This is a genomic window from Chryseobacterium sp. C39-AII1, from assembly GCF_039672645.1.
Taxonomy (GTDB): domain Bacteria; phylum Bacteroidota; class Bacteroidia; order Flavobacteriales; family Weeksellaceae; genus Chryseobacterium.
This window is the reverse complement of the sequence record NZ_JBDFPQ010000050.1, coordinates 1-492: the sequence shown is the minus strand read 5'-3', so window position 1 is coordinate 492 and position 492 is coordinate 1. Positions and strand designations below refer to the sequence as shown.

The window sequence follows — 492 nt, the reverse complement described above, 5'->3', positions numbered from 1 at the left end:
AAGGTAGCCGTACCGGAAGGTGCGGCTGGAACATCTCATTTTAGAGCGTCTTTTGACGTAAAACAAAATTAGTGTCCTAGACACAAAGTACTTATTCAAAGTAAAGCTTTAGTTTTTTGTTTGGTTGATATATAAAAAAATACAAAACCCACTAGAAATTAGTATAAGGGATAAGAGATAATTAACAATTATTAATTAATAATTATTAATTAGAGAGAGTCTCGTAGCTCAGCTGGTTAGAGCGCTACACTGATAATGTAGAGGTCGGCAGTTCGAGCCTGCCCGAGACTACTAATTAGGTTGAAGGTTTAAAGTTTATTGTTCAAAGTTACAACATTGAACAGAAAACCTTAAACATAAAACTACTAGAGGGGGAATTAGCTCAGCTGGCTAGAGCGCCTGCCTTGCACGCAGGAGGTCAAGGGTTCGACTCCCTTATTCTCCACCATCATGGATGGTTTAGTTTTAAAAAAGCGAATAGAGCCAAAAACA

Annotated in this window: 2 tRNA genes; both read left to right on the top strand. The window is 37.8% G+C overall.

Going from position 1 to position 492, the window contains the following annotated elements:
- The first annotated feature begins 217 nt into the window (after positions 1-217).
- Positions 218-291 (top strand) — tRNA-Ile (locus ABEG63_RS21545).
- A gap of 80 nt (positions 292-371) precedes the next feature.
- Positions 372-448 (top strand) — tRNA-Ala (locus tag ABEG63_RS21540).
- The last annotated feature ends 44 nt before the right edge of the window (positions 449-492 follow it).